This is a genomic window from Pseudomonas savastanoi (genome assembly GCF_020917325.1).
Taxonomy (GTDB): Bacteria; Pseudomonadota; Gammaproteobacteria; order Pseudomonadales; family Pseudomonadaceae; genus Aquipseudomonas; species Aquipseudomonas amygdali.
Window position 1 is genome coordinate 3,582,539 of the sequence record NZ_CP076652.1, and the last position, 15,300, is coordinate 3,597,838.

Consider the following 15,300-nt stretch of genomic DNA (forward strand, 5'->3'; position numbering starts at 1 on the left):
TGATCGGTTGCCAAGTCGATACTGTTTGCATGTGATCCACCCGATTCAAGGAGAACGTCCTTGTCACACGCTTCACGCTTTTCGCTTTCCACCCTTGCCCCGTTGACTCAATGGACGGGCCTGATCCTGATGGCCGGTGCTGCCGGTCAACTGCTCAAACTGTTCAACATGCCTGCTGCGATGTTCCTCGGCCCCATGCTGGTTGCTATCGGCTTTGGCGTGTCGGGCGCCACCATCCGCATGCCCAAGCGGGCGTTTCAGCTCGGCCAGGGCACCGTTGGTGTGCTGATTGCGCATGCCATGTCAGTCAGCGTATTGCTCACGGCGCTGCAGTCCTGGCACGTCATGCTGCTGGCCACGATCCTGACCGTGGTGCTGAGCGCGGCGGTGGGTCTGGTACTGGTGCGCTTTGGCGGAATCCCGAGTAACACGGCTGCCTGGGGCACGTCGCCCGGCGCTGCTTCGGCGATGGTCGCCATGTCCGAGGATTACGGCGCAGACTCGCGAGTCGTTGCCACCATGCAATATGTGCGCGTGGTCTGCGTAGTCACCATCGGCGCGCTGGTCAGCCATTTCATCGGCGCACCGGATTCCGGCGCTGACCTGCACAGCACCGCAGCCGCCTTACCCGGTCTGAACCTGATCGATCTTGCCCTGAGCCTGGCAGTGATCGTAGCGGGCGTAGCATTGGGCTCGCGCTTGCCGGCGGGTGCCTTGCTGGTGCCGTTGATGCTGGGCGGCGCGCTGCAACTGAGCGGCGTCATGCAGATCAGCATTCCTGACTGGCTGCTGCCAATCGGCTATGGCGCTATCGGCTGTTATGTAGGGCTGCGTTTCGACCGGCCGACAGTGCAATACGTGTGGCGGCGTCTGCCGATGATGATTCTGGCCTCACTGCTGCTGATCGTACTGTGTGCCCTGTCGGCCTGGCTGATTGCAGCGATGATGGGCAAGGATTATCTCTCGGTATACCTGGCAACCAGCCCGGGCGGCCTGGACACCATGGCCATTATTGCCATCGATACTCATGCCGATGTCGGCTTCGTGCTGGCCATGCAGACCCTGCGCCTGTTCGGCGTGATCCTGACCGGCAGCTTCCTGGCCCGGCAGATTATCCGCCTGAGCGACAAACGCATCCCTGCGCTCTGACTGCCGATGCCAGGCTCAGCCGTTCACTCATGCCCCGCCAGAGCACTGGCCAGACTGGGTGCCAGCGGCAACACCGGCAACAGCGTGGCCTGATAGGCGTGATAAAGGTCCGGCTTGCCCGGCCAGATATCAGCACTGGGTTCGTTGCGCTGGTTCAGCTCATGGCGCCAGCTGCCATGCTCATGATCGATGAACAGGGTCTCGTTGAACTCCCAGAAGCAGCGATACCAGTCTTCATACTGTTGCTCGCCGGTACGTTGCAGCAACGCGGCGGCAGCAGCGGCCGCTTCGCAGTGGGTCCAGTGCAGACGATGACGGACCACTGGCTGGTTCTGCCAGTCGAGGGTGTAGACGATACCCGGCGCACCGTCGACATCCCAGCCGTAGCGGCAGGCATTGGCAAACAGCTGGCGGGCGTCATCCAGTAACCATTCCGGATTTGACCGCCCGGCGTGACGACGCGCGGCCTCCAGATGCAGCACCAGCCGTGCCCACTCGAAGGCATGTCCCGGCGTGGTGCCGAACGGACGGAAGCCGTCGGCCGGGTTTTCGCGGTTGTAATCGGGCAGCGGTTGCCAGTTTTGTGTGAAGTGCTCGATGACCTGAAAATTGTTGGCCCCGGCATGTTGGTGGATTACCCGCTCGACAATGCTCAGCGCCCGGTCGAGCCATTGAGCATCGCCGGTCACGTCGGCCAGCGCGAGGAAGGCTTCGGTGCTGTGCATGTTGCTGTTGGCGCCGCGATAGGCTTCTTCGTTGCTCCAGTCCTGCGCGAACGACTCACGCATGGCGCCTTCCTGCTCGCTCCAGAAACGGGTCTGGATGACCTGGATGGCGTCGGACAGCAACGCCTGCGCGCCAGGCCGCCCCGCCACCACGGCAGAACTGGCCGCCAGTGCGACGAAAGCATGCAGATACGCCTGTTTGTCGGTTTTACCGCCGTCTTCGAGCGCAGCACTGAACCAGCCATCGTGTTCGGCATCGCGCAACGGGCCACGCAATGCGGCGATGCCATGATCGACCAGCGCGGCACAGCCGGGTATGCCTTGCGCATGGGCCATGGCAAAACAGTGGGTCATACGTGCGGTATTCATGGTTTCTGCCGTGGCACCGACCATCAGACGGCCGTAGTCATCAAGACTGCCAAAACCGTTGTCGAGCCGGGAAGCCTTGGCGAAGGTCAACAGACGGTTGCCTTCCAGTGCCAGCCATTGGTGATGGGCTGGCGAGCGCAGCCAACTGCTGAAGGTGTGATTATTATTATCCATGACGCGATGCCGCCCCCTTCGATAAGGTTGTGCCCAGACTGTACCGGAGGTCATTTCGACCGAGGGCATAATGCGCGCCCGGTCGATCGTCGGCAAGCAGACACAACCTGTATAAATGTAGGGTTTTACACCTTGAAGCGTGAGACCACCTGATTCAGGTCAGCGGCAAGACGCGACAATTCATGGCTCGACGCACTGATCTGGTTGGCACCCTGAGTCGATTGCATGGACAGATCGCGAATGTTGACGATGTTGCGGTCGACTTCACGCGACACTTGCGCCTGTTCTTCCGCAGCGCTGGCGATTACCAGATTACGCTCGGATATCTGATTGATCGACGACGTGATTTCACTCAGCGACTCGCCCGCGCCCTTGGCCAGCGCCAACGTCGAATCAGCCCGGTCCCGGCTGGTGTTCATCGAGTCGAGCGCCTGAGCTGAACCGCTGCGCATGGCATTGACCATCGAGTCGATTTCCAGCGTCGACTGCTGGGTGCGATGCGCCAACGCACGGACTTCATCCGCCACTACCGCGAAACCACGGCCCGACTCGCCCGCGCGCGCCGCCTCGATGGCCGCGTTGAGCGCCAGCAGGTTGGTCTGTTCGGCAATCGAGCGGATCACGTCCAGCACCTTGCCGATATCCTGAGACTGATTGGCGAGGTTTTGCACCAGTGTCGAGGTGGCCTGCACGTTGTCGGTCAGCGTCTGAATCGACTGCACCGTTTCGATCACCCGCGTCTGGCCTGCCAGTGCCGAGGTGCTCGACTGGGTGGAGGCGTCCGACGTGGACACTGCGTTACGCGCAACCTCTTCTACCGCCGAGGTCATTTCGTTGATCGCCGTGGCGGCCTGATCGATCTCTGCATTCTGCTGGTTCAATCCGCGATAGCTGTCCTCGGTGACCGAGTTGAGTTCGGTGGCCGCCGACGCCAGCTGGGTGGCCGAGCTGCCGATGTGGCGCATGGCTTCACGCAGATTGACCTGCATCATTGCCAAGGCACGCAGCAGTCGGGTGACTTCGTCTTCGCCGTCAACCTCGATGGTATGGGTCAGGTCGCCGTTGGCAACCTGCTCGGCAGCCGTCACGGCACGTTGCAACGGGCCCACGATGCTGCGCGTCAGCCAGAGCGCCAGACCGATGGTGCACAATGCAGCGAGAACGACAAAGACAATGACGATGTCACGTGATTTGTCATATTGGGCTTCAGCCGACTTGCCTTCGGCATCGACCTTGGTGACATAGAAATCAGCCAGATCATTGAGCTGTTTGCCGGAACCATCGACGATCTGTTTCATATCAACCAGCAGCAGCTTGTTCAGACCGGTGCTGTCGCCCTGCCCGGCAAGAACAAAAGAGCGATCCAGCGCGCTGCGGTATTGGCCCATGGTGACCATGAACTGGTCAGTCAGGGTCTTCTCTTCAGGGGTGTCGACGAACGTCTTGAGGATGCCCAGCTTCTTGTCCAGATCAACCAGGCGTACGTCCAGCTGCCCGCGATAGGTCGGAATGCTCGCAGGGTCGGTGTCCAGCGCCATGCGCAAGGAGATGGTCCGGATACGCAGCATGATTTCCCGGATATCGTTGACCACTCGCATGCTGGGCAGCCAGTTGGTCTCCACCGCCACTTCGCTCTGGCGAATGGTCGACATCTGTGCCAGCGCGAACCAGCCAAGTAAAGCCACCAACAGGGAAATCAGGGTAAAGCCCAGACCGGCACGGCGAGCGATTGTGAGTGTGCGTAGATTCATGACCAGTGCTCTTTTGTATTTGGAGGGCAGTATCTGACGCGAAGTTGTCAGACAACCGAGAGCATATCGTCCCTGTCCGACAATTCTTTAGGATTGCTGGTGATAATCAGGTTTATTACTCAAAGGCCGATCGTCCACCTGGACCGAGCCTGTGCAAAGCGCTGCCCGAAGGGCTGCCTTCAGCGTCCTGCCGCCATTTGCCAGAGCCGCGCCAGGTCACGCGCGCGGTCGTGCAGCAGGCGACTGGCATCGCGACAGGCCTGTTCAAGGCTCATCGGCCCGCTGGCCAGCGCGAAGGCCGCGCCAATGCCGTGCGGGTAAAGCTGCTCGTAGCCTTCGCCCAGCGTTCCAGCCAGCACGATCACTGGCACTTGCTGGCGCTTCGCGACGCGCGCGACGCCAAGCGGCGTCTTGCCGCGCAAGGTCTGCGCATCAAAACGGCCTTCGCCGGTGATGACCAGGTCGGCCCCGGTCAACGCCTGCTCCAGCCCGGTCAGCTCGGCAACCACCTCAACGCCTGCGCGAAACGAGGCATTCAGATACGCCTTGGCAGCAAAGCCCATTCCGCCTGCCGCGCCGCTGCCAGGGCTGTTGCGCTGGTCCAGACCGAGGATCCGCGCCGAATGGTCGGCGAAACACCCAAGTGCGGCATCCAGCGCCACAACCTGCTCGGGCGATGCGCCTTTTTGCGGGCCGAAGATATGCGAGGCGCCATTCGGTCCACACAGAGGATTATCGACGTCGGCGGCAATTTCGACGCACACGTCAGACAAGCGCGGATCAAAGCCGCTCAGGTCGATACGGGCCAGATCGGCAAGCGCGAGACCGCCCGGTGGCAAGGGCTGATCGTCGGCATCGAGAAAGCGTGCGCCCAATGCCGAGAGCATGCCGCTGCCGCCGTCGTTGGTTGCGCTGCCACCGATGGCCAGAATCACGCGACGGGCACCCGCATCCAGTGCCGCCGAGATCAACTGGCCCGTACCTGCTGTGCTGGTCACACAGGCATCGCGCTGTGCCAGCGTCAGTAATTGCAAGCCACTGGCCATGGCCATTTCGATGATTGCCGTTCTGCTCTCGGCCAGCCAGCCCCAATGAGCCTGGACCGGATCGCCCAGCGGTCCGCTGACCCGGGCGCTCATCAGTTCACCATTGCAGGCTGCCAGCAACGCTTCGATGGTGCCCTCCCCGCCATCTGCCATCGGGCATTTGATCAGTTGGGCATGCGGCCAGACCTCGGCCAGACCACTGGCGATGGCGTCGGCAACGGCCTGTGCACTGAGGCTGTCCTTGAACGAGTCGGGGGCGATGACTATTTTCATTGTTGTTCTCCATATCCGATGCTCGCATGCTCTCATCCGCCACCGGGTTTGCCGCCAGCCCTTCGCACAACGATCGGCAACCGTTATCGGGCATTTGAACAAAAACCGTGTTCAGTCGTGACGAGTGATCATCTGCGCGCCCAGATACAGACGCAGCAGGTCATTGGTCTTGTAAGGATCGCAGCCGGTCAGCTCGCCGATCTTCTCCAGCCGGTAACGCAGGCTGTTGCGATGGATGCCCAGGGCTTCGGCGCAGGCCTGGCTTTCGCCGCTGTACTCGAACCATTTGCACAGGGTGTCAAGCAGTTGTACGTGGTTATGCAAACGGCCAATCGGCTCGGCGACGTCTTCAGCGAGCCAGTCGTGGCGGTAGCGCCAGAACAGCACCGGCAAACGGTACGCCTCAAGACGCAGCAAGCGTTGCCCCGGCAGAGCCCGACTGGCGTAATCGAGCAGATCCCGCGCCGCCGCACAGGCATGACGCAAGGCAGGCAGATCAGCAGACTGAGCCACGGTGGCCATGCGCAGCACCGGCCAGCGGTGCTCATCGAACTGCTTGAGCAGCAGCGCATCGTCACGTTCCTTGCCCGTCGCGCGGCACCAGTACAACAAGGTGGGCTCGCGCAGCACGCACCAACTGTCGGCGTAACGCGTGCCAAGCCAGGTTGCCACCTGGCTGGCAACCTGCCCTTGCTGGTCAAACTGGATCAGTACCACCTGACGCGCCACATGCGGCTGCAAACCAAGCTGGCGGGCTTCATCCACCAGGCTATCGGGGCAATCCGGCAGCAGCAGGCGCGCCAGCAGGTCTTCGCTGCGCTGTGCCCGCCATTGCAGGTCAGCCTGCTGACGACGGTGTTCCATAAGCATCTCGGCGGTCATCTTCACCAGCTCGCCGTACACCCGGACCTCGTCGGGCTCGCCGGTGATGCCGAGCACGCCGACCAATTGATGGTCAAGCATCAGCGGCAGATTGACCCCCGGCTTGACGCCACCGAGCTGCAATGCCGCCAGCGAGTCGATTTCCACCACCTGCCGGTTGGCCAGCACCCGCTGCGCGCCCTCATGACGGGTACACAAGCGCTCGGGGTCGCCACTGCCGATGATGATGCCCAGGTAGTCCATGACATTGACGTTGTAGGGCAGAATGGCCATGGCCCGGTCGACGATGTCCTGGGCCAGCGCCCGATCAAGGGCGAACATGAAAAGCTCCAGACGCGTGGCAAGGCTTGCAATGGTTAGGCATATGGATACATTTTGTTGAAGTTATAGAACGCCCGAGTGTGCCTGAAAGTGGTCACCGGCGCGACGTACATGGCAGAGTGCCCGCGTCGACCTTTTGAATTTCCACACACGTGCACAGGCCCCTTTTTGATCAAATCCCGACTCGCCAGTCTGCTCTCGCTATTGACCCTGCAAGCCTGCACCTCAATGGCGGAAAGCGAAGCACCGACGCAGCGTTTTGAAGACTACCGTCAACAAACCATTGAACTGATCCGCAAGCAACGCAACTTCCAGACCGCCGACCACGAGGCCGAACTGGGCTGGAACGCGCCGCGCCAATGGACCCCGACTGGAACGCCTAAAGGCGGCGTTCTGCTGGTGCACGGGCTGGGTGACTCAGCGTGGTCATTCAATGACGTGGCACAGAAACTCGCCGATCAGGGCTATCTGGTCAGGACTGTGCTGCTGCCGGGGCATGGCACCAGGCCCGAGGACATGCTCGATGTGCGTCTGGAGCAGTGGCAGCAGGTGGTGCGAGAGCAGACGCAACAGCTAAGCCGCGAGGTGCCGAACGTCTATCTGGGAGGCTTTTCAACCGGGGCCAATCTGGTGCTCGATTACGCCTATGACCACGAAGAAATTGCCGGGCTGGTGTTGTTCTCGCCGGCATTTCGCTCCAACAGCGGCTATGCCTGGCTGACCCCGTGGATCGGCTGGGCCAGGCCGTGGCTTGCCGCCCCCAACGAAGGCCTGCGCCCGATGCAGACGCCGGTTCGTTACATGAACATGCCCACCAACGGTTTCGCCCAGTTCTATCGCAGCAGCGCGCTGGCTCAGGACCGTCTGCATCAACGTCGCTATGACAAGCCGGTGTTCATCGCCATCGCCGAGCACGACTCAGTACTCGACACTGATTACGTGCTGGACAATTTCAACCAGCGCTTCAGTAACCCCGCCAGTCGCCTGATCTGGTACGGCGACCTGCCCGCCCGCGCTGCCAATACGCCGCGCGTCGAGGTGCGCAAGGACTACCTGCCGGAATACCGCATCAGCCGCTTTTCCCACATGGGCCTGCTTTTTTCAGCGGATAACCCGCTTTACGGCGTATCCGGTAGCCAGCGCATCTGCTGGAACGGTCAAAGCACACCGGACACCGCGAAATGCATGGCGGGCGAGCCGGTGTGGTATTCGGACTGGGGTTATACCGAACCGGGCAAGATCCACGCACGCCTGACCTTCAACCCGTATTTCGAGTGGCAAACCCAAGTGATGCTCGGCGTGATGAGTGCAACACAGTAAAACTCAAAGGCTCTTACTCCAGCGGCACCAGTCGCTCACGGCTGTTGCTCAGGTGCGTCCACATCGCCGCACGCGCTGCATCCGGGTCCTTGCGGCGAATGGCGCTGAGCAGTGCTTCGTGTTCCAGGTTGGCCAGATAGCCTTGATGCGCGAGGTTATTGCCCGCCCGCTCGCTTGACGCAATGCGGCTACGCGGAATGATCGCGCTGCCCAGGTGCTGCATGATCTCCATGAAATACGGGTTGCCGGTGGCTTCGGCGATGAGCATGTGAAAGCGTTTATCGGCCTCCACACAACTGTCGTCATTGGCCAGCAGGTCCTGATAATCATCCAGTGCCTGACGCATGGCCGCCAGTTGCTCATCGGTGCGACGCACAGCGGCCAGCGCGACGGCCTGGGTTTCCAGGCCAATACGCAGTTCGATGATATCGCGCACCCGTGAAACGGTTTCAACCTTCAGACGCAGGCCGGTCTGGTCACTGCGCTCCAGCACAAACGTACCGATGCCATGGTGGGTCACCACCAGCCCTGACGCCTGCAACTTGGAAATGGCCTCGCGCACGACAGTGCGGCTGACGCCGTGCTCACGGACGATCTGGTTTTCGGAAGGCAGCTTCTGACCGGGTGCGATTTTGCCCAGCAAAATACGCTGGCTCAGCTCGGTGACCAGATCGGTGGCCAGGCTGTGCTGACGACGTTTGGGCGCTGCGCTTACAGGCTCTTGCATGGCGAATGAATCCTGACTTGTCTGGTCGGGCTGCCGTATCACGGTCATAACAGCGCGAATGTGAGGTTGAGTGCGCAAAAAGGCCGGTGGCATCGGCCTGCGCAGTTGTCTTACTTGTATTACAAGCTATCTGCCACTGTCAAAGCTCTTGATTTGGCTCGAAGCGTTTTTTTTCAACAGTACAGCTTGAAAGAAACGACCCGTGAATAGTCCAGACCCGACTCATAAAAAAGGCTAATACCCAGCAATTAATGGGTAAAACCATTAAATTAACACCGTCATACTGACGCGCCCTGCGCATGTACCTGCATCCAGAAAAACTTTCCCGATCGTCCAATTCATCAGCATAAGGGGATTGCACAAGCCTTTTTTACTTGTATGATGACCGACAATGCGAGGGACACACTTCGCACATACCCGCATAAAAACAACGAGTGGGAGATTCAACTGTGAGCACATCCAATTCCAGGATGGCCGACGGCACAGATTCGGTTCTGAGTTCAGCCGTATCGAAGGTCAAACGTCACGTCCTGCCGCTTTTCGTCATCATGTTTATCGTCAACTACATCGACCGGGTGAACATCGGCTTTGTGCGTTCGCACATGGAGCATGACCTGGGCATCGGTGCTGCAGCCTATGGCCTGGGTGCCGGGCTGTTCTTCATCGGTTATGCCCTCTTCGAAGTCCCTTCCAACATCCTGCTGCAGAAAGTCGGCGCACGTATCTGGTTGACGCGGATCATGCTCACCTGGGGCATCGTTGCTGCCTGCATGGCCTTCATCCAGAACGAAACCCACTTCTACATCCTGCGCTTTCTGCTGGGCGTGGCCGAGGCAGGCTTCTTTCCGGGTGTGATCTACTACTTCACTCGCTGGTTGCCCGGGGTTGAGCGCGGCAAGGCAATTGCCATTTTCCTCAGCGGCTCGGCCATCGCGTCGCTGATTTCCGGACCGCTATCAGGCCTGCTGTTGCAGATCACCGGTTTCGGAATGAAAGGCTGGCAGTGGATGTATTTCATCGAAGGCATGTTCTCGGTGGGCCTGTGCTTCTTCGTCTGGTTCTGGCTGGACTCCAAACCGCACGACGCCAAGTGGCTGACCCGCGAAGAACAGGACGCGCTGGTCAGCGCCATCGATGCCGAACAGGCTGCCCGCGAAGCGGCGACGCCAGTCAAAGCCTCCATCGGCAAGCTGCTCAAGGACAGCCAGATCATTCTGTTCTGCCTGATCTACTTCTTCATTCAGTTGACCATCTACGCAGCGACCTTCTGGCTACCGAGCATCATCCGCAAAATGGGCAGCCTGACTGACTTTGAAGTCGGCATGTTCAACTCCATTCCATGGCTGCTGTCGATCATCGGCATGTACGCTTTCGCCACGCTGTCCGCCAAGTGGAAACGCCAGCAGGCGTGGGTAGCCATTGCGCTGCTGATTGCCGCTGCCGGGATGTTCATGTCCACCACTGGCAGCCCGATCTTCGCCTTCGTTGCCATCTGTTTTGCAGCACTGGGTTTCAAGTCGGCTTCGTCGCTGTTCTGGCCCATTCCGCAAGCGTATCTGGATGCACGTATCGCCGCAGCGGTCATTGCGCTGATCAACTCGGTGGGCAACCTGGGTGGCTTCGTGGCGCCGACCACTTTCGGCTTGCTGGAAGAGCACACCGGCTCAATCCAGGGCGGGCTGTATGGCCTGACGGTCACATCGATCATTGCCGCGATCATCGTCTTCGCTGCACGCAATACGCCCAAGCCAGGCGCGACGCCAGTAGCCGCCATCCATACCCCGGCCACGCATTGATGCAGGTTCGAAGCGACGCCATTAAAGGTCATATTTTTTTACGGGATCAGCTATGAACATTCAACACGCCAACATCACCAGCAAGGCCCCTGTCATTACCGAGATGCAAGTAGTGCCAGTGGCTGGCCATGACGACATGCTGCTCAACCTCAGCGGCGCGCACGGCCCTTACTTCACCCGCAATATCGTGATACTCAAGGACAATGCCGGGCATATTGGCGTCGGCGAAGTGCCGGGCGGCGAGTTGATCCGCCAGACGCTGGAAGACGCACGCTCGCTAGTGGTCGGCAGCAGCATCGGCACCTACCAGAAGATCCTCAATGAGGCACGCAAAGCCTTCGCCGATCGCGATTCGGGCGGCCGCGGCCTGCAGACCTTCGACCTGCGCATTGCCATTCACGCTGTCACCGCGCTGGAGGCCGCCCTGCTCGACCTGCTTGGTCAGTACCTGGACGTACCGGTTGCCGCATTGCTGGGCGAAGGTCAGCAACGTGATCAGGTCGAGATGCTCGGCTACCTGTTTTATGTCGGCGACCAGCGCAAAACCGACCTGGCCTACCGTAGCGAGCCCGACGCCGACAATGACTGGTTCCGCATTCGTCATGAAGAAGCGCTGACTCCGCAGGCGGTGGTCCGTCTGGCTGAAGCTGCGCACCAGCGTTACGGCTTTCAGGACTTCAAACTCAAGGGCGGCGTACTGAGCGGTGACGCAGAGATCGAAGCCGTCACGGCGCTGGCTGAGCGTTTTCCCGATGCGCGGATTACGCTTGACCCCAACGGAGCCTGGTCGCTCAAGGAAGCCATCCGCCTGTGCCGCGATCAGCATCACGTGCTGGCGTATGCCGAAGACCCGTGCGGTGCGGAAAACGGTTATTCCGGTCGTGAAGTGATGGCCGAGTTCCGCCGCGCCACCGGACTGAAGACGGCCACCAACATGATCGCCACCGACTGGCGGGAAATGGGCCATGCCATTCAACTCCAATCGGTGGATATTCCACTGGCTGATCCGCACTTCTGGACCATGCAGGGCTCGGTACGAGTGGCGCAGATGTGCAATGAGTGGGGCCTGACCTGGGGCTCGCATTCCAACAACCATTTCGATATTTCATTGGCGATGTTCACCCATGTGGCCGCCGCGGCGCCGGGCAACATTACGGCGATTGATACCCACTGGATCTGGCAGGACGGCCAGCGCCTGACCAAGGCCCCGCTGCAGATTATCGGCGGCAAGGTCGATGTGCCCAAGCAGGCGGGGCTGGGCGTCGAGCTGGACATGGACCAGTTGGCCAAGGCTCACGAACTCTACAAAGGCATGGGTTTGGGCGCGCGCAATGACGCAGTAGCCATGCAGTTCCTGATCCCGGACTGGAAATTCAACAACAAGCAGCCTTGCCTGGTGCGTTGAGCCTGACCGGCATTCAAAAACCACTTGCCGCCTGCTAACAATCTGGCTGGCACACGGCGCGCAACCCCCTTGCGCGCCGTTTTTTTCAAATCCGGCTTGGCATGCAAAGCCGGCATGCTACTGTCTCGTAACCTCCAGTAACGACTAGACCGCATGCGCCATCTTGCCCGCACCCGCCCTCGCCTGACTCTCGCAGCTCTGGTTGGCCTCACCGCCGGCATCGCCTGGGCCTGGCTGATCCCCCACGCAACACTCACGCAGAGCCTGCTGACCGGCTGGGACACAGGCGTGTGGCTGTATCTGATCCTTATTTTCGTTCGCACGCTGCGCAGCAATGCCGACGATGTCCGCCGAGTCGCGATGATGGAAGACGAAAACGCGGGCGTCATTCTGGTAACGGTCTGCGTGGCGGCACTGGCCAGTCTGGCGGCGATCATCTTCGAAGTCGCGAGCAGCAAGGGCCTGTCCAGCGACGCCAAAATGCTCCATCACGCCTTCACCGGCCTGACCGTCATAGGTTCGTGGCTGATGATCGGGGTGATCTTCAGCCTGCATTACGCACGCATGTTCTATACCTGGAAAGGCAAGGAGCCCGCGCTGGCGTTTGTCGGCGGAGAAAAGCACCCCGACTACTGGGACTTTCTGTACTTTTCGTTCACCCTCAGCGTTGCGGTACAGACCTCCGACGTCGGCGTCGCGACCCGTGAAATGCGCAAGGTCGTGCTCGGCCAGTCGTTGATCTGCTTTGTGTTCAACACCGCGATTCTGGGCTTTTCGATTAATATCGCTGCCAGCCTGTTCAATTAGCGCTCGGATTCATAAAAACCCGTCAAGAGGCCTTCAGACAATGACCCAATTGAAAATCGCGGTGCTCGATGATTGGCAAAACGTCGCCAGCGATGTGGTGGACTGGTCGGTGCTCGACTCAGTGGGCGACATCAGCTTTCTGCACGACTTCCCGGCCGACACCGCAACCATGGTGCAACGGCTGCAAGGCTTCGACATCATTTGCCTGATGCGTGAGCGAACCTTGTTCGATGAGGCACTGCTCAGCCAACTGCCTGCGCTCAAATTGCTGGTCACAGGCGGCATGCGCAATGCGGCGATTGATATCCCTGCGGCCAAGCGCCACGGCATTGTGGTGTGCGGAACAGAAAGCTATAAACACGCGGCACCGGAACTGACCTGGGCGCTGATCATGGGTATCACCCGCAATCTGGTGGCCGAGGCCAACTCTTTGCGTGCAGGCAACTGGCAGGTCGGGCTGGGCAGCGACCTGCACGGCAAGACCCTGGGCATTCTCGGGCTGGGCAGTATCGGCAAATGGATTGCCCGCTACGGTCAGGCGTTCGGCATGCAGGTCATTGCCTGGAGCCAGAATCTGACACCCGAAGCGGCTGCCGAATCGGGCGTCACGTACGTCAGCAAACAGCAACTGTTCGAACAGGCTGACGTGCTCTCGGTGCACCTGGTACTCAGCGACCGCAGCCGTGGCCTGGTGGACGCGGAGGCACTGGGCTGGATGAAGCCGAGCGCCTACCTGATCAACTCGTCGCGCGGCCCGATCATCGATCAGACTGCTCTGCTTGAAACACTGCAACAGCGCAACATCGCAGGCGCCGCACTAGACGTGTTCGACATCGAACCGCTGCCCGCCGATCACCCGTTCCGCACGCTGGACAACGTGTTGGCAACACCGCATATCGGTTACGTCACCGAGAACAACTACCGAACCTTTTATGGGCAGATGATTGAAGATATTCAGGCCTGGCATGCGGGGTCGCCGATTCGGCTGCTTGGCTGACACGTTGTACGCCGTCAAAGCAGTAATCTGTCGGCTCGGTCACTCAGCCTTTTTGTTGCTCTAAAAACCCTGTTTGTGCGACACTGCGCCGTTAACAGATAACGCTCGAAACAGGATTACGCCAGGAAGCCATATTTCAAGGAAGAACAGCAAAAGAAAAACGTTAATAAAAGCGTCATCTTAAGTTCCCCTCCTCGTTATATGAATACTGCAATCCACTAAGTTACAGCTGGCCTGGCGACTTATTCTTTTGTTTCGCAGGGTGCAGCCACTTGTCGCACGGGTCCTACAGAGACATTCGATGAATATTCGCTCAGACAGGACATATGACCCCTTCATGGCCGCCAAGGAAAAGCCTGTAATGGCCGACCGAACCACGCGGGCCGTGGACGCTGGCGTTGCTGAGGCGAACCCTGAAAAACAGGCGAAACTCGACACCTATACGGCCTCCGACAACCGCTCCGCCGAGACACCGGAAGCGTCCCCTGTTTATACAAGAATGATGCTCAGCCGAAATACCCGGTCACTGGAGAGCGAAGATTCCTCGTCAGACACGGCTCTGCTTGCCAGTCAAAAAGCGCTTGTCAGCCAGAACGATACAAAGGCTGTTGGCAGCGAAGTGGCCGCGGTGAAGGACAGCACGGCCCTTTCGGACGCAGAAAAAAAAGCCAAGGAAGCAGAAAAGGCCGCTTCTTCAGAGGCAGCCAAAGCTGCCCAGAACGTCGCGCGCGGGGGCGCCAACGTCAACCCTGATGACATCGCCACACCCGCTGCTGCCACGAAGATGATTCAGGACCTGAAAACGATTGGAGGCGGAACCTTACGCTTTCAGATGACGCATGATCAGATCAGCGACGCCAGGCAGATGGATAAGCTCAGGGCATTGCTTAGCGAAGGAGACAAAAAGGGTGTGAAGGTTCAGTTCACCTTTCGCGACAATGCGAACCAGGGTGGCGGAAATGTGCTGACGGGAGAAAAGTTGAAGCAAGCCTCGGCAGACATCAGTAATGTGGTCAAAAAGTTTGGCAGTCGTACCAGTTTCGTCCTGGACACTTTCAATCAGGGCGGCAAAAGCGCCAGTCAGGACTGGGCTGACATGCAGACCACATTAATCAAAGCCGCGCGCAACTCCGGCTATAAAGGAACTATTGTTGTCGAGGACAGTAACTGGGGAGGTGGCCTGACCGCTGGCCCGCAAAGCGGCCTGGTCAAGTTTGCCGATCAATTAAAGGCCGCCAATGGCGAAGGCAACCCGGCCCTGGTTGGCAGCTTTCATGTGTATGCCAGGGAAAGCGAAGCCTCTTCCCGGCTTGCCAACCAGATCAAGGCACTGCGAGAGGCTGGCTATAAATTCCAGATTGGCGAAGTGGGTAATGCCAAATTTCTGGTAGGCAACACGTTCGCGCAAAAGGACGAAGCCACCAAAGCCTTGAAAGATAATATGACCGCTCTCAAAGCAGCCGGAGCGGACATTCTACCCGGCAAGGACCAGTTCCAGGATGGCAAACTTCGCCGCCGTGCCGGCTTTTCAAAGACAGATCAATTCCTGTGATTCAGT

General features: G+C 59.5%; 12 protein-coding genes and 1 pseudogene. 7 read left to right on the forward strand and 6 right to left on the reverse strand.

Annotated elements, in window-relative coordinates; genetic code table 11:
• Positions 1 to 60: 60 nt before the first annotated feature.
• The gene (locus tag KP808_RS14960; protein ID WP_058407772.1) at positions 61 to 1,149 is read left to right on the forward strand and encodes an AbrB family transcriptional regulator; all 1,089 of its coding nucleotides are present in this window, start codon (positions 61 to 63) and stop codon (positions 1,147 to 1,149) included.
• Between the two features lie 23 nt (positions 1,150 to 1,172).
• Here the strand turns inward: KP808_RS14960 and KP808_RS14965 are convergent, their stop codons facing one another.
• From KP808_RS14965 to KP808_RS14980, 5 genes and pseudogenes are all read right to left on the reverse strand, one after another.
• Entirely contained in the window at positions 1,173 to 2,417 is a 1,245-nt protein-coding gene (locus KP808_RS14965; protein ID WP_230016415.1) for a D-mannose isomerase, read from the reverse strand.
• Positions 2,418 to 2,542: 125 nt separating this feature from the next.
• Entirely contained in the window at positions 2,543 to 3,409 is an 867-nt protein-coding gene (locus KP808_RS26205) for a methyl-accepting chemotaxis protein (protein WP_371321916.1), read from the reverse strand.
• A 36-nt stretch (positions 3,410 to 3,445) separates the two neighbouring features.
• Positions 3,446 to 4,168, reverse strand: a pseudogene (locus KP808_RS26210) (MCP four helix bundle domain-containing protein); the annotation flags it as partial.
• 179 nt (positions 4,169 to 4,347) lie between these two features.
• A complete protein-coding gene (locus tag KP808_RS14975) occupies positions 4,348 to 5,487 on the reverse strand; it encodes a glycerate kinase (RefSeq protein ID WP_002553929.1) in 1,140 nt (379 codons plus the stop codon).
• A 111-nt stretch (positions 5,488 to 5,598) separates the two neighbouring features.
• Positions 5,599 to 6,690, reverse strand: coding sequence for a sugar diacid recognition domain-containing protein (locus KP808_RS14980; RefSeq protein WP_230016417.1), 1,092 nt, complete (start codon positions 6,688 to 6,690; stop codon positions 5,599 to 5,601).
• Between the two features lie 228 nt (positions 6,691 to 6,918).
• Here KP808_RS14980 and KP808_RS14985 point away from each other — a divergent pair, with 228 nt between their 5' ends.
• Complete coding sequence (locus tag KP808_RS14985) at positions 6,919 to 8,010, forward strand: alpha/beta hydrolase (RefSeq protein WP_230018902.1); 1,092 nt, start codon at positions 6,919 to 6,921, stop codon at positions 8,008 to 8,010.
• Positions 8,011 to 8,023: 13 nt separating this feature from the next.
• Here the strand turns inward: KP808_RS14985 and KP808_RS14990 are convergent, their stop codons facing one another.
• Entirely contained in the window at positions 8,024 to 8,737 is a 714-nt protein-coding gene (locus KP808_RS14990; RefSeq protein WP_002553932.1) for a FadR/GntR family transcriptional regulator, read from the reverse strand.
• Between the two features lie 470 nt (positions 8,738 to 9,207).
• Here KP808_RS14990 and KP808_RS14995 point away from each other — a divergent pair, with 470 nt between their 5' ends.
• From KP808_RS14995 to KP808_RS15015, 5 genes are all read left to right on the forward strand, one after another.
• Positions 9,208 to 10,533, forward strand: coding sequence for an MFS transporter (locus tag KP808_RS14995; RefSeq protein ID WP_005745896.1), 1,326 nt, complete (start codon positions 9,208 to 9,210; stop codon positions 10,531 to 10,533).
• Between the two features lie 52 nt (positions 10,534 to 10,585).
• Positions 10,586 to 11,938 (forward strand): glucarate dehydratase, encoded by a 1,353-nt coding sequence (gene gudD, locus KP808_RS15000; protein ID WP_230016418.1) that lies wholly within the window; start codon positions 10,586 to 10,588, stop codon positions 11,936 to 11,938.
• 153 nt (positions 11,939 to 12,091) lie between these two features.
• Entirely contained in the window at positions 12,092 to 12,745 is a 654-nt protein-coding gene (locus KP808_RS15005) for a DUF1345 domain-containing protein (RefSeq protein ID WP_004665647.1), read from the forward strand.
• Between the two features lie 40 nt (positions 12,746 to 12,785).
• The gene (locus tag KP808_RS15010; protein WP_230016419.1) at positions 12,786 to 13,742 is read left to right on the forward strand and encodes a D-2-hydroxyacid dehydrogenase family protein; all 957 of its coding nucleotides are present in this window, start codon (positions 12,786 to 12,788) and stop codon (positions 13,740 to 13,742) included.
• 301 nt (positions 13,743 to 14,043) lie between these two features.
• Positions 14,044 to 15,294 (forward strand): cellulase family glycosylhydrolase, encoded by a 1,251-nt coding sequence (locus KP808_RS15015; RefSeq protein WP_230016420.1) that lies wholly within the window; start codon positions 14,044 to 14,046, stop codon positions 15,292 to 15,294.
• Positions 15,295 to 15,300 lie beyond the last annotated feature (6 nt).